General features: G+C 42.7%; 12 protein-coding genes. 6 read left to right on the top strand and 6 right to left on the bottom strand.

Annotated features, from left to right (window positions below; translation table 11 throughout):
• Positions 1 to 362: 362 nt before the first annotated feature.
• Genes frdA through frdD form a run of 4 tightly spaced genes read left to right on the top strand, consistent with a single transcriptional unit; the run spans position 363 to position 3,784 of the window.
• Complete coding sequence (gene frdA, locus OCU78_RS01240; RefSeq protein ID WP_137374073.1) at positions 363 to 2,231, top strand: fumarate reductase (quinol) flavoprotein subunit; 1,869 nt, start codon at positions 363 to 365, stop codon at positions 2,229 to 2,231.
• Positions 2,231 to 2,995, top strand: coding sequence for a succinate dehydrogenase/fumarate reductase iron-sulfur subunit (locus OCU78_RS01235; RefSeq protein WP_137374072.1), 765 nt, complete (start codon positions 2,231 to 2,233; stop codon positions 2,993 to 2,995). The genes frdA and OCU78_RS01235 overlap by 1 nt, the downstream gene beginning before the upstream one ends.
• Position 2,996: 1 nt before the next feature.
• The gene (frdC, locus tag OCU78_RS01230; RefSeq protein ID WP_137374071.1) at positions 2,997 to 3,380 is read left to right on the top strand and encodes a fumarate reductase subunit FrdC; all 384 of its coding nucleotides are present in this window, start codon (positions 2,997 to 2,999) and stop codon (positions 3,378 to 3,380) included.
• An 11-nt stretch (positions 3,381 to 3,391) separates the two neighbouring features.
• The gene (gene frdD, locus OCU78_RS01225; protein ID WP_137374070.1) at positions 3,392 to 3,784 is read left to right on the top strand and encodes a fumarate reductase subunit FrdD; all 393 of its coding nucleotides are present in this window, start codon (positions 3,392 to 3,394) and stop codon (positions 3,782 to 3,784) included.
• Positions 3,785 to 3,860: 76 nt separating this feature from the next.
• Here frdD and OCU78_RS01220 read toward each other — a convergent pair whose 3' ends face one another.
• Both OCU78_RS01220 and efp read right to left on the bottom strand, forming a co-directional pair.
• A complete protein-coding gene (locus OCU78_RS01220; protein ID WP_137374069.1) occupies positions 3,861 to 5,264 on the bottom strand; it encodes an SPFH domain-containing protein in 1,404 nt (467 codons plus the stop codon).
• A gap of 300 nt (positions 5,265 to 5,564) precedes the next feature.
• Positions 5,565 to 6,131 carry an elongation factor P gene (gene efp, locus OCU78_RS01215; RefSeq protein WP_137374068.1) on the bottom strand — a complete coding sequence of 189 codons (567 nt, stop codon included), beginning with the start codon at positions 6,129 to 6,131 and terminating at the stop codon, positions 5,565 to 5,567.
• A 33-nt stretch (positions 6,132 to 6,164) separates the two neighbouring features.
• Between efp and epmB the strand changes: the two genes are divergently transcribed.
• Positions 6,165 to 7,187, top strand: a complete 1,023-nt coding sequence (gene epmB / locus OCU78_RS01210) for an EF-P beta-lysylation protein EpmB (protein WP_137374067.1) — start codon at positions 6,165 to 6,167, stop codon at positions 7,185 to 7,187.
• Positions 7,188 to 7,269: 82 nt separating this feature from the next.
• Here the strand turns inward: epmB and OCU78_RS01205 are convergent, their stop codons facing one another.
• Complete coding sequence (locus tag OCU78_RS01205; RefSeq protein WP_137374066.1) at positions 7,270 to 11,139, bottom strand: DUF6701 domain-containing protein; 3,870 nt, start codon at positions 11,137 to 11,139, stop codon at positions 7,270 to 7,272.
• A 336-nt stretch (positions 11,140 to 11,475) separates the two neighbouring features.
• Here OCU78_RS01205 and OCU78_RS01200 point away from each other — a divergent pair, with 336 nt between their 5' ends.
• Complete coding sequence (locus OCU78_RS01200) at positions 11,476 to 11,964, top strand: MgtC/SapB family protein (RefSeq protein ID WP_137374065.1); 489 nt, start codon at positions 11,476 to 11,478, stop codon at positions 11,962 to 11,964.
• Between the two features lie 147 nt (positions 11,965 to 12,111).
• Here OCU78_RS01200 and OCU78_RS01195 read toward each other — a convergent pair whose 3' ends face one another.
• The 3 genes from OCU78_RS01195 to OCU78_RS01185 all read right to left on the bottom strand — a co-directional run bounded on the left by OCU78_RS01195 (position 12,112) and on the right by OCU78_RS01185 (position 14,948).
• Entirely contained in the window at positions 12,112 to 12,669 is a 558-nt protein-coding gene (locus tag OCU78_RS01195; RefSeq protein ID WP_137374064.1) for a VC2662 family protein, read from the bottom strand.
• A gap of 288 nt (positions 12,670 to 12,957) precedes the next feature.
• Complete coding sequence (gene groL / locus OCU78_RS01190; RefSeq protein WP_137374063.1) at positions 12,958 to 14,604, bottom strand: chaperonin GroEL; 1,647 nt, start codon at positions 14,602 to 14,604, stop codon at positions 12,958 to 12,960.
• A gap of 53 nt (positions 14,605 to 14,657) precedes the next feature.
• On the bottom strand, positions 14,658 to 14,948 hold the full coding sequence (locus OCU78_RS01185) for a co-chaperone GroES (RefSeq protein WP_137374062.1): 291 nt from the start codon (positions 14,946 to 14,948) through the stop codon (positions 14,658 to 14,660).
• Between the last annotated feature and the right edge of the window lie 105 nt (positions 14,949 to 15,053).

The following is a 15,053-nucleotide window of genomic DNA, read 5'->3' as shown; positions in this document are numbered from 1 at the left end:
AATGTTGTTTTAATGAAGCCAGAAAATTACGTTCTACAATACAATCATCAATACAGTTTTCACATCAACATTGATAACAAAAATCATACTCAACAAGCCGTTAACACCACGCCTGCGGGTTAATCGTTTTCAACAATTCATTGCCGTGATTGCAGTCACATAACCTATAATTTCTATGCCTCCATATGCATTACCGACCTAAAAACCCAAATGCATCAACTTTTCCAATCCACTCCTCTCTTACACTGAACCTACCACTTAAGGCTTAGGGGTGATATACGGCTAATGCTGTTTCATTCTCCCTAAATTGGCTTTTTATAATAACAAGCGGAAAATTCCGCATCACACACTGGAGGATAACTGTGAAGGTAATCACCACAGATATCGCAGTCATCGGCGCAGGCGGCGCCGGTCTTCGTACTGCTATTGCAGCGGCTGAAGCTAACCCTGATTTAGAAGTAGCCCTTATTTCTAAAGTTTACCCAATGCGCTCGCACACTGTTGCAGCCGAGGGCGGTTCAGCAGCAGTAATCAAGGACGAAGATAGCTTAGATAACCACTTCAACGATACAGTTGGCGGTGGTGATTGGCTATGTGAACAGGATGTTGTTGAATACTTTGTTGAAAACTCGACTCGCGAAATGATCCAAATGGAGCAATGGGGTTGCCCATGGAGTCGTAAAGAAAACGGGGAAGTTAACGTACGCCGATTCGGCGGCATGAAAGTAGAAAGAACGTGGTTTGCGGCGGATAAAACCGGCTTCCATATGCTTCATACTCTGTTCCAGACTTCGATGAAGTACGACCAAATCAAACGATTTGACGAGTACTTTGTGGTAGACCTCATTGTTGAAAAAGATGAGAACGGCGAAGACGGTGAAATCCAAGGTCTTATCGCTATTCATATGTCTGAAGGTGAGCTTGTTACTATCAAAGCAAAATCAGTTGTTCTTGCAACTGGTGGCGCAGGTCGTGTTTATCATTGCAACACTAACGGCGGTATTGTAACTGGCGACGGTATGGCAATGGCTTATCGTCATGGTGTACCTCTGCGTGACATGGAGTTCGTTCAATACCACCCAACAGGTCTTCCTGGTACAGGTATTTTGATGACAGAAGGTTGCCGTGGTGAAGGCGGTATTATCGTCAACAAGAACGGCTACCGTTACTTGCAAGATTACGGTATGGGTCCTGAAACTCCTGTCGGCGAACCAAAGAACAAATACATGGAACTAGGACCTCGTGACAAAGTGTCGCAAGCGTTCTGGCATGAACAACAAAAAGGCAACACCATTAAGCATCCGCTTGGTGATGTCGTCCACCTAGATCTTCGCCACCTTGGTGAGGAATACCTACAAGAGCGTCTGCCTTTCATTTGTGAACTAGCAAAAGCTTACGTAAACGTCGATCCAGCAAAAGAGCCAATTCCAATTCGTCCAACGGTTCATTACACCATGGGTGGCATTGAAACTAACGGTACTTGTGAAACTCGCATTAAAGGTCTGTTTGCCGTTGGTGAATGTGCTTCTGTAGGTCTGCACGGTGCAAACCGCCTAGGCTCTAATTCATTAGCTGAGTTCGTTGTATTTGGCCGTGTTGCGGGTGAAGAAGCCGTGAAACGTGCCGCCGAGTTCAAAGGCTGGAATGAAGACGCTATTGCACAACAAATCAAAGCCGTTGAAGAGCGCATCGCTGGTTTGATGAATCAAGAAGGCGATGAAAATTGGTCTGACATTCGAACTGAAATGGGTCATACCATGGAAGCGGGTTGTGGCATCTACCGTCAAGAAGACTTGATGCAAGCAACCATCGACAAGATCACTGAACTGAAAGCACGCTACAAAAAAATCAGCATCAAAGACAAAGGTAAAGTGTTTAACACTGACCTACTTTACGCTATCGAAGTGGGCTACGGGCTAGAAGTTGCAGAAGCAATGGTGCATTCAGCGATTCTTCGCAAAGAGTCTCGCGGCGCACACCAACGTTTAGACGATAACTGCACTGAACGTGATGATGTGAACTTCCTTAAACACTCTCTTTCTTTCTACAAAGAAGATTCTGCACCGACTATCGATTACAGCGGCGTGAAGATTACTAAATCTCAACCTAAAGCTCGTTTGTACGGTGAAGCCGCAGAGAAAGCTGCTGCAGCCGAGAAAGCCGCAGAATCTGAAAAGTCTGCTAGCGAAAGTGCAAAGAAAGATGAGATAAGCGAAGAGGAGAAAGCATAATGTCAGCGAACCGTATCCAAAAAGTAGACATTCTGCGTTACGATCCAGAAAAAGACGCAGAGCCTCACCTTCAAGGCTTTGAGATTCCATTTGATGAAACGATGTCAGTCTTAGATGCGATTGGCTACATCAAGGATAACCTAGATAAAGATCTGTCTTACCGCTGGTCTTGCCGAATGGCTATCTGTGGCTCATGCGGCATCATGGTCAACGGCGTGCCAAAACTAGCCTGTAAGAGTTTCTTACGTGACTACCCTGATGGTTTAAAAATTGAGCCTCTATCGAACTTCCCAATTGAGAAAGATTTGATTGTCGATATGACGCCATTCATTGAGCGCTTAGAAGCTATCAAACCCTACATCATTGGTAATGATCGTACACCAGAAGACGGCACGAACATCCAAACGCCAGAGCAAATGGCAAAATACAAGCAGTTCGCAGGTTGCATCAACTGTGGTCTTTGCTACGCAGCATGTCCTCAATTCGGTCTAAACCCTGAATTTATAGGTCCTGCGGCTCTTACTCTTGCTCATAGATACAACTTAGACAGCCGTGATAACGGTCAAGCTGAGCGTATGGAATTGATCAACGGTGAGAATGGCGCTTGGGGCTGTACGTTTGTTGGTTACTGCTCTGACGTTTGCCCTAAAAAGGTAGACCCAGCAGCCGCAGTAAACCAAGGTAAAGTCGCTTCTTCTATGGACTTCGTAATCTCAATGTTTAAGCCAGACGGTAAACCAGTTAAATCGGCGGAGGAAGCGTAAGATGAGCAATCGTAAACCTTATGTTCGTGAGATGAAAAGAACGTGGTGGAGTAATCACCCGTTCTACCGCTTCTACATGCTACGAGAAGCGACTGTCTTGCCTTTGATCTTATTCACTATCTTCCTGACCTTTGGTTTGGGGTGTTTAGTGAAAGGGCCAGAAGCTTGGCAAGGATGGCTCTCTTTCATGGCAAACCCATTAGTTGTGGGCATTAACATTATAGCCCTTGCTGGTAGCCTACTTCATGCTCAAACCTTTTTTAGCATGATGCCGCAAGTAATGCCGATTCGATTGAAAGGCAAGCTGGTTGATAAGCGAATCATCGTACTGACCCAATGGGCAGCAGTCGCGTTTATCTCTCTTGTTGTTCTGGTTGTGGTGTAGGAGACGATTTGATGAACAGTACTTACAAAGTTGACCGTAATACGGTGAATAAGCACCCTCAACGTTCAGACGAACCAATCTGGTGGGGTCTATTCGGTGCAGGTGGTACATGGTTTGCCATGATCACGCCTATCACTATTTTAGTCTTGGGTATTTTGGTTCCAATGGGAATCATTGATGCTGATGCAATGAGCTATGAGCGTGTGTCTGAATTTGCCACCAGCATTATTGGTGCACTATTCATTATCGGGACGCTAGCACTGCCTATGTGGCATGCAATGCACCGCTTACACCATGGTATGCACGACTTAAAGATCCATGCAGGTGTCGCAGGGAAAGTAGGCTGCTACTTCTTTGCAGGCTTAATTAGCGCGCTGTCTGTTATTTTCATCTTCATGATTTAATAACACTCAGTACAAGCTCTAATAAAAAAGGCTGACGAACTATCGTCAGCCTTTCTATTTATGAGCAAATATTAAGTTATTGCTTCGTAATTTTCTGAGTTTGATCCATCACACCTAATGCGCCAAAAGCCGTAATCACATCAAGGTTACTTTTCAAAGCTCCATCACTGCTTCCGCCTACGTAATTCTGTGGCATTTCAACTTTGAAGTTTTGCAAATTATTGTACAAAACATTTGCCACATCACGATTTAGCTCTGCAAGGTAAACCTCTCGGTTCGCCCCCAGTGCAGCATATTTTTCTTTCAAGATCGTCGCTTCAGCGCGACCTTTCGCAATGATCGCTTTAGCTTCAAATTCCGCCGATAGAGCATTCGCTTTTTGAATCGCCAAATTAGCTTCAGCCATCGCTAATTCTTTCTCTTTCTCAACTTCAGCCAAATGTTTTGTTTTCTCGACTTCAACAATCTCACGCTCCGCAATATGACGAGCAACCGCAACATCTTTTTGTTGAGATATAATGGCTAACTCTTTTTGGCGTTGAGCATCTTGCACTTCACGAGTTCGTTGAATTTCTTTACGTAACTGTTCAGTTTCAGCTTGAGCTTTAGACGTTTCCTGCTCTTGAATCGCTCGAATTCGATCTGCAACTAAGCGTTTCTTATCCGCAAGTAACTGATCAAGTTGCTTTTCTGGCTGAGGATCTCCAATCGTTACTTGTGTCACTTGGATACCATATTGCTGAAGCGGATTTTCTTGCCTAATCGTATGACCTGACTTATCCGTAATAGGTACCGTTTTCCACACTAACTGCTTGGTTTTCTCTAGCTTATTGCCATTCGATTGCTGTATTCCGACGGGAGCTAAATCAATTTGTTCAATTTCAACCTGACGACGCTCTGTCGAATAAATACCTTCACGTAATTGGTCGCCCAATTTAGATTTGAACTGGTTCAAACCACCTTGGAAAAATTCTTCGCCAGTGTATTGAGTTGCGGTAATAACTGTCACATTACGCGCATTCTTCACTAATAAAGCATCGATCAAGTTACTGTTATTACGGAACTCACGGTGCATTTTTTTCACTGCTTCAGGGTCATTACTGAGTTTAAACCTGAATGTGACTGGGATTTGTCCAATATACGTATCCGCAAAACGAACTTGTACTGGGTCTAGCCTCTGGTAAAAGTCCTCTCCCATATTATTGCCAAAAGATACCGTGATCACCTGATCATACTGAGTGATCTTTGATAAAAATGGCATGCGAAAGTGAATACCAGGTTCCGTGAATACATCCAGTTCACCCGTCATATTGTTTTGGTGAACATAGCTATAACCAGCATCTGTCATTAACACTGAACTGTTAATGGTAAGCCCGAGAGCCAAAAGCGGCACTCCAAATACTGCAAATTTTAAACCACGGTGTAGCAATTGACGTCTTTCATCTACTTTAAGGCTTTGTCCTAAGCTTCTATTTTCCATTATTTTTTCCTTTATGTTGAACGATGTCGTTAAATCGAATAGGTAAAATGCACCGCCAACACAGGTAATGTAACAAATAATTACATTACGGAATATTCGAAAGATTCATGGAATTTATAAGATTTAGCCGAATATCACATAAATAGATATATTGAAAATCAAAACTGAGAAAAGAGACAAAAACAAAAAAAGGCCACCAAAGTGACCTTTCTTTCTTTACAACAAAACCTTTATAAACCATAACCTTGAAGAAACAGTTTCTACAAAAGCTTTAATTGCTACATGTTGTAATCAAATTGATTACTTAACACGACCAACGTATTCGCCAGTACGAGTGTCAACTTTCACAACTTCACCGATAGCGATGAATAGAGGTACGCGAACAACCGCACCAGTTGCTAGAGTTGCTGGTTTACCACCAGTACCTTGAGTGTCACCCTTAAGACCAGGGTCTGTCTCAGTTACTGCGATCTCAACAAAGTTTGGCGGAGTTACTGTGATAGGGTTATCATTCCACAACGTTAGAGTACAAACATCATTCTCAACAAGCCATTTAGCTGAATCACCCACTGCTTTTACGTCAGCTGCGATTTGCTCAAATGTTTCGTTGTTCATGAAGTGGTAGAATTCGCCATCGCTGTATAGGTAGCCTAATTCGATATCGACAACATCAGCAAGTTCAAAGCTTTCACCTGACTTGAATGTTTTCTCTAACACTTTGCCTGACAGCAGTTTACGAAGTTTTACACGGTTAAACGCTTGGCCTTTACCTGGCTTAACGTATTCGTTGTCGATAATTGAGCAAGGCTCGTTATCTAACATGAATTTTAAACCGCCCTTGAATTCATTGGTGCTTACTGACGCCATGATTTTCTCTTCCACATCTTTGAGTTAATTTCAATGCCGCATATCATAACCCGAAAAGTCGAATCTGTTGAGCAAAACTGGCTCAAACAACTATCGAATGCGATCTCAGACCCGACAAAACTGCTTAAAGCATTGGAAATTGACCCAACACCATGGGAGCAAGGTTTTGCCGCTCGTAACTTATTTGCTTTACGAGTTCCGCTAAGTTTTGTTGAGAGGATGGAGAAAGGCAACCCTCACGATCCATTGTTGCGCCAAGTTCTACCATTAAGTGAAGAATTTGAAGTGCACGATGGGTATTCAGCGGATCCACTCGAAGAACAAAATAATGCGCTGCCTGGACTTCTGCACAAATATAAAAATAGAGCTCTGATGATAGTAAAAGGCGGATGCGCGATTAACTGCCGATATTGCTTTCGCAGGCACTTCCCCTATCAAGACAACAAAGGCTCTAAATCGATTTGGAAAGACAGTATTCAATACTTTGCAGAGCACCCAGAAATCAATGAGGTCATCTTATCTGGTGGCGACCCTCTTATGGCAAAAGACAGCGAACTGGCTTGGTTAGTCAGCGCTATAGAATCGGTTCCTCATATCAATACATTGCGTATCCATAGCCGGTTACCCGTTGTAATACCAGCAAGAATAACGGCAGAGCTTTGTGAAACATTGGAAAGCACTCGCCTTCAAGTTGTGTTTGTTACCCATATTAATCATGCAAATGAAATCGACCATAAATTAAAAGCGGCACTATCCAAACTGAAACAAAGTGGTGCGATTCTTCTAAACCAAGGGGTCATGCTTAAAGGGATAAACAATTCGGTTGAGGCACTGACAGATCTTAGCGAAAGCCTCTTTTCTGCTGGAGTGCTCCCTTATTACATGCATGTGTTAGATAAAGTTCAAGGTGCGGCGCACTTCTATATTCCAGACACGGAAGCCAAGCATTTGTTCTCGGGGTTGATTGAAAATGTCTCTGGCTACTTAGTGCCTAAGCTAACCAGAGAGATTGGAGGCAGAACCAGTAAGACGCCACTCGATCTGCACTTAGAGTGAGTCATTTGGGAACTTGCTGTGCCACTAAAAAGGCACAGCGAAAATAAGAATTAATACTTATTCATTACATGGGGAAAAGCTTTTAGTACATTCCAGGTTCACCACGGAAAATGATCCTATCATTACCTCTGTATATACCAAATGTTACAACTGCAGTTGGGTTTTCATCCCCACGTCCATCCCAATTGTAATGTAAGTACTCCAACCCACCAGCATCTGAACCTACACAAGTTTGTCCATTTTCAAATGTACTAGGTGCCTGACCAATACGCAGCCATAATTTAACTTGTTCCCGTGCTGCATCACTAACTTGGTTTTGTTGAGCCATTAAATCACTGCTAAGACCATTAGTTACATTATTCACCCCAGAAGTGAAGCTTGCTAACGATGCTCCGCCTTCAGACCAAATAATTGTCCTACAATAATTAGCGCCATTAAACGCGCTATCATCGTCTAGTGTATTCGTTTCAAAGCGATTACTATCCCAATATTCAACCGTTAGCGGAACCGGCAATTCGGAAGCTGTGTTTCCACCAACATTCGATATACGCATTCGGCCGTATCGCATATCCAACTCTTCTGGCAAAGTTCTAATATCTTTATCGCCTGAGCCATCATTTCGATAGGCGTCGGTGCTATCAAAATAGGTGCAGCCTATCGTGGCACAATCTATACTTCCTGAGTTTACTTCCAATCCCATTTGTACTCGATACGGTCCATCAGGTGTCGTTTTTAACGGCGAAGATGATGTTTCTATTTTATTGAATATCAAAGTAGAAGCGCTAATACCTAACGTGCCACTAGACCAATCAGATTCCCAACCAGTCGCTATCGAGTCCATATCAATGCGGCTAGTAAGATCATTTTCTGCAGGTGACGTTTGACTCGCATCGATAGCTTTAAGCTGTATTGTCATGCGGTTGTTGTTGCTCGCATTGAAAATATCATAAGCAAAGGACTCATAGTTTTGAGTCACCGTTCCTGCAGCATTTTGTGCCTCAACTTCAAATGCCGCGCTATATCCTTGAAGCATATAAGTGAAGTCAGATTGACCTTCATTTACCACACCAGATTTTAGTGAGAAGTGATCTGGGTAAAAACGCCCAATAGCTGCAACGCCTTGCTCTACCGCACCTAGCATATAGTCAGAATAATCGGCTTGAAGCCATAAACTACCCACCTCGCTCCAGCTCAAACCATTAATGATGAGACCATCTTTTGCCTGCCCTGTATTAGCAAAGCTATAAGTTGCTTCACCCGTTAAATTACCGGGTTGACCTCCTAATGGAGTATGCAATGCATGAGATATGTTAACCCCAGCAAACAAGGCTCCATCAGTGTAATAGTTCGGAGTCGTACTCTTAGAACATAGTGCATCTGCAACAACATCATTATCTCCATCTCCGGAGCTATCGCCAGAAATAGCGGTACCCAACCACCTAACCGGTTTAATCGTAACGCTAAATGACTCACCCGCTTTGGCGAAACCATTACCTAAAGTCGTAGTACCGTTATAACCAGCATTCAACCCTGTAGAGGTGATATTACAGATTGCAAAGGTATGAGGTCTTGAATAGACAAGCATGTCTCCCTTAAACCCATCGCTAGCCTCTTGTATCGAAAGGCTTACTTGCCCCGCATCGACATAATTAACGGTTACTTGCGCTTCTCCAGCTATAAACGTTACATTTTGAGTTAATAGTGTTGCGTCATACGTTCCTGTGGAGGGGGTTATCTTTGAAGTTTCACTTATCGATAAAACTTTCGCTCCGTCATAGTCAGTAATGACATTCCCACTACTGTCTACGGCTTTAATCGTGGCGGTCGTATCTTGCCCTGCTATCATTCTTAAAGGGCTTGGTTCAAAGACATAGCCGTTATTTACAAAAGAATAAACTCCAGCACTGTCAGTCACCGTGTCCTTTTCAACCCAAGTAGCAGTAATGTTTACATCAACTTCAACGCTTGAATATAAATAATAAGTAACAATACCCGCTGAAATTGGGACAGATGAGGTATCTGAAATACAAGCACCAGCCTCCGAAGATTTCCAGCAAACATCTGAACCACCAGAGTGAGTAAGGTTAAGGTTGCCATAGACTGAACTATCTACCGCTCCTTCGCTATCCACGATGGAAAAAGTTACGGCAACGGCACTATCAATAATTTCTGAAGCTGAAGTAGGGCTAATAAGCATTTCTTGTACTGACACTTCATTACAACTGGAAATGTCACCGAGTAGCTGTCCAGTGTTATACATTTTTAAATATAATGAAGCTGCAGCGCCATAAACAATACTCTGCCCTCCATTGATATCAATAAGTGATTCTGAAATTATAAATGCCGCCGCTTTTGCCGAACCTGAGACATAAACCCCATTCTTAACCGAGTTATTATTGTTCAAATTTAAATAGTCGACGTTTGTGTCTATACCGTGAGATATCAAATGCAATTGATTAGGAGTCGTTGTTACAGCTCCCCCTGCAGTGCTGTAGTTAATCGAGGAATCTCCTGACAACTCTATTTTATGAGAATGGATTCTGACGTCACCTCTTACAAGAACGGTTGCTCCTCCGGTTACTAGAAAGTCCTCCATAAAATAATCACCGCTGCTCAACGTGACCGTTCTACCACCTTTGATGCTAATTTTTTTGTACTGACCAGGAACAAGTACATCCCCATCGGCAGGGTTCAATACACCATTACCCGGAGTGTAAGAAGCAAAATTGTATTGGGGGACTTTTAATGACGAGTCAGTGGCACATCGATAACCATCACAGAACTTAGGGTTTCCGCTTCCCCAATCAGGTTGAGTCAAATTATCAAATCCCACGCGACCATCAGGAACAGAACCCTCAATAATGACACTAGTGCCCAAGTCAATTTCACCATCAGAGCTCCAAGTTTGAGCTGCCCCAGTAAACTGAGTACATTGATTCACTTCAAACGGAACTTCAAACAAAATAAAACCAATTCGTTCTGCCACATGGCCTCGCTCAGAGTCAAGGTCCTGATCTTCATCAACCATAAAGCTCGCCCGCGCAGTTTCAAGCCGACATCGTCGAACAAAGGCACCATTATTACCTTGTCTTGAATTCATCTTTCCTATAATAACGGGGACAACATCAAGCTCATCATAAGTTGCAAAAGTTTCACAGCCTTGAGTAACTGGGTTACTTGAACTTAGTGAACTAGACGTTTGCTGGTTTCTGATTTGAAATTTTATGCCATCTTTTTCTCCTTGCCCTACGGCGGCAAGGTAAGCAATTTCTTCTGGTTGTTGGGGATAATCTCGATTCGCTAAAGACTTTCTACCATCTATCTCTAATCGCTCTAACGCAATATCAAAATTGTTCCTCGTTACTCTAGGAACAACAGAGGTAAGCCATAAATCATCTGGGTTATTCACCGTTTGGACTTGGTGCAAGATCGCAGGAGTACTTGAAAAAGAAAGTATCTCATTCGAAGATTCAGTTGCATAAAATGCTCTGACCCTACTATCCCTATTATTAGTAGGGTCAGAGTTATTAATTTTAGTTCTATAGCGAGCAGTATTAACAGAACCTACGAGGACTTTGACGCCATCGAAATCATGCACACCATGTTCGATAACTAAATAATCAATGACCATCATTGGTACTTGCTCCATATCCGCTGGAGCTCTTGAATTTGGCGGGTACTGTTGTTCAAACTCAACGTAGGTATCAGTGACGGTTAAGATCCTAATTGCTGAGGGAGCATCTTTTTCATTTTGAAAGCCGACTGTATCCATAAAAAAGACTGCTGGAGTTGAAGCATAGGTTTCTTCAAAATCGATTCGACAAACGGTATCAATACAATCGGCATGTGAATAAGCATTTACGTTATAACGACCGTATTCAAGCTCGAGTGACCAACTTGAAAAGCTTACTAGCAGCAATAATATAGTTAATAATCGGGTAACTAAATCCATCAATGATCAGCCTCAGGCTTTCTATTAAGCTTTTAAATAAGATTAGCCCATTATTCCACAAATATATCAAACAAATACATTAACTCTGCGAACTTTATCAACAAGAAAAGAGGCATATGATTTCAGTTCTTCATAAGTCATGAAACAAGCTAAAACCACTAGTAAATACAACTTAAAAACCGAAAAAACGGCTTAAAGTACGGTAATTACCTCAAAGAGAAAACTGTCATTTAATCGTCTGGATTAAAATTTTTTGTTCGATAGGCGGGTCTAATATCTGCATACTCCCCCATTTTCTTATTGCTACAAGTTAATGGCTGACCTTTGGAGGAGACTATGTCGCTATCGATTGAACAATTATTGGATCTCACCCCTTTTAGCTGGGCGGCTTTAGCCACTTGCATGCTATGTGGTGCACTAATTGGGATTGAAAGACAGACACGAGGAAAACCAGTAGGAATAAGAACGTCCATCCTAATTATCATGGGCACGTATTTCTTCCTAACGATGGCTATTAGTTTGTCCCCGAACTCCTTAGATCAAGCTCGAGTACTTGGTCAGATCATTACAGGTGTCGGCTTCTTGGGGGCAGGTGTGATGATGACGCTAAATGGCAAAATTCATGGTGTCACTTCTGCTGCCATTATTTGGGTATTAGCGGCTTTAGGCATGATGATCGCACTGAATCATTTACAGCAATCTATTTTGATCACTCTGTTGATGCTTTCTATCTTGCTCGGTGTTGATAAAGTTGAAAATAGCTTTCAGAGCCTGCGTAGAGGCGTCCATCAAAAATGGATGAGAAAAGGGAAAAGTAGAAAGTAGCCTTTATTCTTCAATCATATAAAGCACATAGAAAAACAGCCCAGAAACATCTCTGAGCTGTTTGTAATCGAAATATTATAACTACAGTTTCTATAGCAGAAATTTGTATAACTAAGCTTGGTATAAAAAGTCTGTCTTACTTATCAACTACTTCGCAAAGTTTATAATAGGGAAACAAGGGAAAAAGCCATTATCGGCACAGTTAATCAACCCCACTTGCACACCTTCAATTTTGGTCGTCTTATTAAATACACCCACCTGAACCGTCGATACTTCTGAAATATTCGCAGCGCCAACATCCACCATAGTGTCACCTTCAGAATAGTTAACGAAACTCACGTTGGCACCTTGTACATCATTAGTAATGTTTACTGCACCAAGGTTAAGACCCGTTGCTTTACCTGTATTCCAGTTAAAAAAGCCCAGTGATGCACCTGTCATTTCTTGGTTTACTTTCGACGCACCAAAGAAGCCTAGGTTTACACCTGTGGTTTTTTGCGTTTCAGACATGCCCACAATTGCGAGATCTAACCCTTTCACTTCATCAACTTGACCATGAAGTGCAGCGACACGCACTCCTGACACTTTACTTTCTGCCGGTGCATTAAAATCATTCACTGACGAAAACATAACTGGCGTAGATGCCATTGCTACCGGTGCTGCTACTGCGGCAGATATCGCTAGAACTGAAAGTAATTTTTTCATTGGGAGTCTCCACTGACTTAATTGAATTCGATGATATTTTAATTATCAATCAGATAGTTATTTTGCTTTATATAACAGCCATCCATGTTAGACCAATGTCATAACTGCCTTTTGAATATAAACACCGTTTCAAGCATGCGCAATTTTTTATAGAACAAAATACGAATATTAGATTAATAAAGATAAAAAAACCGAAGCATCGCTGCTTCGGTTTCTATTCATATAAGCTTATCTATACTGTCAGCTTTGATTTAAGTAGCCAGTATAAATGGTTAGCCTATGGGAGGATTACATCATACCGCCCATGCCACCCATACCGCCCATGCCACCCATATCAGGCATTGCAGGAGCTGAGTCTTGAGGCTTATCAGTGATCATCGCTTCTGTTGTGATCATAAGACCTGCAACTGATGCTGCGAACTGAAGTGCAGAACGCGTTACCTTAGTTGGATCTAGGATACCCATTGCAATCATGTCACCGTATTCGCCAGTAGCCGCGTTGTAACCGTAGTTACCTTCACCAGCACGAACGTTGTTAGCAACAACCGATTCTTCATCACCAGCATTCTTAGTGATTTGACGAATTGGTGATTCCATTGCACGTAGTGCAACGCGGATACCTACGTTTTGCTCTTCGTTGTCGCCTTCAAGGCCAGCAACTTTAGACGCAGCGCGGATAAGTGCAACACCACCACCAGCAACCACACCTTCTTCAACAGCAGCGCGAGTCGCGTGAAGTGCATCTTCAACACGGTCTTTCTTCTCTTTCATTTCAACTTCAGTTGCTGCGCCAACTTTGATTACTGCAACACCGCCAGCTAGTTTAGCTACGCGCTCTTGAAGTTTCTCTTTGTCGTAGTCAGACGTCGCATCTTCGATTTGTTGACGAATTTGAGCAACACGACCTTTGATCATCACTTCATCACCCGCACCATCAATGATAGTTGAGTTTTCTTTTGTGATAGTAATGCGCTTAGCTTGACCTAGGTCTTCTAGCGTTACTTTCTCAAGGTCTAGACCGATCTCTTCAGAGATCACAGTACCGCCAGTTAGGATAGCGATATCTTGAAGCATTGCTTTACGACGGTCACCGAAACCAGGCGCTTTAACAGCGGCTACTTTAACGATGCCACGCATGTTGTTCACAACTAGAGTTGCTAGAGCTTCGCCTTCTACATCTTCAGCGATGATTAGAAGTGGACGAGATGCTTTAGCAACCGCTTCTAGAGTCGGAAGAAGTTCACGGATGTTTGATACTTTCTTGTCGATAAGAAGAATGAATGGGCTTTCTAGATCAACAGAACCCGCTTCTTGGTTGTTAATGAAGTAAGGAGATAGGTAACCGCGGTCGAACTGCATACCTTCAACTACGTCTAGCTCATCTTGTAGAGCCTGACCTTCTTCAACCGTGATAACGCCATCACGACCTACTTTTTCCATCGCTTCAGCAATGATGTTACCCACTGTTGAATCAGAGTTCGCAGAAATAGTACCTACTTGCGCGATAGCTTTAGTGTCTGAACATGGAACAGAAAGGTTCTTTAGCTCTTCAACTGCAGCAATAACTGCTTTGTCGATGCCGCGCTTAAGATCCATTGGGTTCATGCCAGCAGCAACCGCTTTTAGACCTTCAGCAATGATAGATTGAGCCAATACTGTTGCTGTTGTTGTTCCGTCGCCCGCCGCATCATTCGCTTGCGAAGCCACTTCTTTAACCATTTGTGCGCCCATGTTTTGGAACTTGTCTTCAAGTTCGATTTCACGTGCAACTGAAACACCATCTTTAGTGATTGTTGGTGCGCCAAATGATTTATCTAAAACAACGTTACGACCTTTAGGACCTAGCGTTACTTTTACAGCGTCAGCCAGAACGTTTACACCTTCTAGCATTTTAATACGTGCGTCATTACCAAATTTAACGTCTTTAGCAGCCATCTTAATTTCCTTTAAAATTCTTTATTCAGTCAGTTCAATGTATGTGGCGCGGATTACTCTACGATCGCCATGATGTCGTTTTCAGACATGATAAGAACTTCTTTACCGTCGATTTTTTCAGTTTTAGTGCCGTAGCCTTCTGCAAAAATAACAGTATCGCCAACCTTAACATCTAGCGCTTGTACGCTACCGTTTTCAAGAATACGACCTTTACCTACCGCTAGGATCGTACCACGTGTCGACTTCTCAGCAGCAGAGCCAGTTAGGACAATGCCACCAGCAGATTTAGATTCAACTTCTTGGCGTTCAACGATAACTCGGTCGTGTAATGGACGGATATTCATTGGTCGTCTCTCCTGATAATTTCCATTTAATTTGATAAGTGCCGATATTGGCATGTGATTAGTAAAGTATGTTGGGGAGAAACCGCTAGATCCCAAGGGGGAGCA

Source organism: Vibrio gallaecicus (assembly GCF_024347495.1).
GTDB classification, from domain to species: Bacteria; Pseudomonadota; Gammaproteobacteria; order Enterobacterales; family Vibrionaceae; genus Vibrio; species Vibrio gallaecicus.
The sequence above is the reverse complement of the archived record's forward strand: the minus strand, read 5'-3'. Positions and strand labels throughout refer to the sequence as shown.